The following is a 2598-nucleotide window of genomic DNA, read 5'->3' as shown; positions in this document are numbered from 1 at the left end:
TCTATTAAGAGGTCAATATATTATTAATTTTCTGTTTTTATACATTTTAAACCTTATATATTTTTCGCAACTTATTAAAGATAGACAGCGTGATTATTGCTTAGTAAGTTTATTTTCACTAATGCATTGCTGCGTAAAAAACAGCTAATCTCCTTAAAATGACATTAGCTGTTTTTCATAATGTATTAATATATGAATAAAAACTATATTTCTAACTTACTTAATTTTTGCTGCATCAAATGCCTTTTGAACTGCTTGAACTTCAGCTGTATTCGCTCCATATTTATTAGTTGCCACTCGAATACATGCAGATTTCAATTCTTTGAAATTAGAAGTCATGTTTAACTCATCTGTATTTGCATAATAGAAAATATCAAACATTTTATCTTCACCAATCCCTTTAACAGTTACTCCGTTATGAGTTCCGCCTTTTGCAATAAGATACGCAATTTTATTAATAATGCTTGAATTAAAATGAACGCCGCCCTGATCCCATCCATTAAAATCGTTAAATTCACTATAATCATCTGGATAAGGTACTCCAAATGAAGATGGAACGGAGGCTGGGTTTTCCATATCACGGAAAACAGATCCAGTTTGTTCTCCCATTGTCCAGTTAAAGGTTCCATTATTTACGTATTTCTCAATAGATGTTCCCATAATATCAGATAGCGCCTCATTAATCGCACCAGATTCACCGTAATATTCAAGATTAGATTCGCTAGAAGTAACAGCATGTGTAAATTCATGTCCAGCTACGTCATATGCCTTGACAATAGGATCGCCATATACAAGCATACTTCCATTATTAGCACTTAATGCATTCTGCCAATTTTTCGGATCGTTCGTATCTTCAGAATCCCAAGCATGTACAACTGAAACTACCTTTTGTCCCTTATTATCAAAACTATTACGCTTGTATTTATCTTTATAAAAATCAAATACCTTTGTTGCTAAGTAATGAGCACTTACCGCTTTTGGATCATTAAATGTTGTCGAAGTGCTAGTTGCTAGTGTACCAGGGTAATAGCTTTCCTCTTTAGTGATATCTCTGTAATTTACATCATATGTTTCAATTCCTTGCCCTTTTGTGTAATCAGCAAGTGCATATTTTCCATTACTTTGTTTAGAAATGCCAAATGTACGAGATATACCTAAATCATCTTTTCCTGTTCCAGTTAATGATGTAAGATTGCTTTTTTTACTTTCCTTTAAGGCTCCAACAAGCTTTTCACTTGCTTTTAAGTTGGATTCTTGAATCATATTTTTTAACATATCCCCATTCTGTGCATTTACTAGATATGTTCCAGATACATATTTTGGTGTTGCTGCCGCAAATGTAACTTGGTATGCATTGTTAGCTTGTCCATTATTTTCATCAACAAAAATAACTTCCTTTACTTCTGGCTCAGAAATATAATTGATATCGCTCCCATACTTCGTATAAATATATTGTTTCGCTGCTTCTTCTGATAGATTACTAGGTTTTTTTAAATTTTCTTGGTTTAAATTTTGCGCGCTATCTCCTGAAACACTTTTAATAACACCCTTTTTATCTACATGTGCAGTTAATTGATGCCCATATACTTCTTTCCCCTCATATGTTTGTTGTATACGTACAAGTGTAGTTCCATCATACGAACCACGTTTTTGAAGAACTTTATAATCCACTCCAGTTTCTCCATTTACTTGTTTTGGAGACAAGGCTTGTTCTGTTTTCTCCTTAAGAGCATCTTTCACTACATTCTCTGGTGCCTTTTGTGACGGTTGTGTAAGTTCACCTGTACGGAACGAATCCTCTTGAATTTGAACTTGTAGTTGATCGGTTTCCTCTGCATGACCTACTCCATATGGTACTACAGCTGTTAAAGCTAACCCTGTTGTTAACGCTACCTTAGTTAATGTCTTTGTGTTTTTCATTTTTTCACCTCGTATAATTTTTGAAATAGAAAGCTTGTACAAAGTATACTGTCTATTTCTGTCGAAAAAAAGAGAAAATACAAAATATATGTAATATTATGCAAAATTACATATATTTGGCGATGATATAAATAAAGAACGACACATATATGTATATTAATTTCAATAAAAAATGAGCCCTTTTAGGCGCTCATCCAATTGGTTAGTTGTTAATTATCTATATTCATTCTAATCAAAGTACACTTACATCTAAATAACAACATAAAAACCCACTCTTTACTATTTTAAGAGTAGGTTTAATGCTATTAAAATAACAATTATTATAGGACACCTTATAATTTATATTAATTATTTAAACTTATATTTCGGACATGAAGTTGATTTAGAATAAAGTTGGATCAAATGAATACTGATGACCTTGATAAACAAGAAAAAGAAAGTGCGTGTTTTGTATTATGATGTATATAGTAGATAAATACTTTAGTGAGGCAACGCATATACAAGTTAGATTTTTTAATATAATTTTGTTATTTATGTCTATAGCTGCATGGATTGTAACGTTTTGAGACTGCTGAAGTCTTATATGAGTTTCAGGCTTTTTTATTTTGTCAAAAATATCTTTTAAAGATAAATTTGTCTCCCCATTTAAATATAGAAAAGGACATATCTATTGCATGT

At 31.7% G+C, this 2598-nt stretch carries 1 protein-coding gene; it reads right to left on the bottom strand.

What is annotated here, in order from left to right:
* Positions 1–216: 216 nt before the first annotated feature.
* Positions 217–1920: a M4 family metallopeptidase gene (locus V7038_RS28710; protein WP_199659436.1), complete on the bottom strand. Its 1704-nt coding sequence runs from the start codon at positions 1918–1920 to the stop codon at positions 217–219.
* Positions 1921–2598 lie beyond the last annotated feature (678 nt).

The sequence above is a fragment of the Bacillus sp. JJ783 genome, assembly GCF_036963225.1.
Lineage (GTDB): Bacteria > Bacillota > Bacilli > Bacillales > Bacillaceae_G > Bacillus_A > Bacillus_A cereus_U.
Note: the sequence above shows the minus strand (reverse complement) of the source record. Positions and strands in the feature narration are given on the sequence as shown.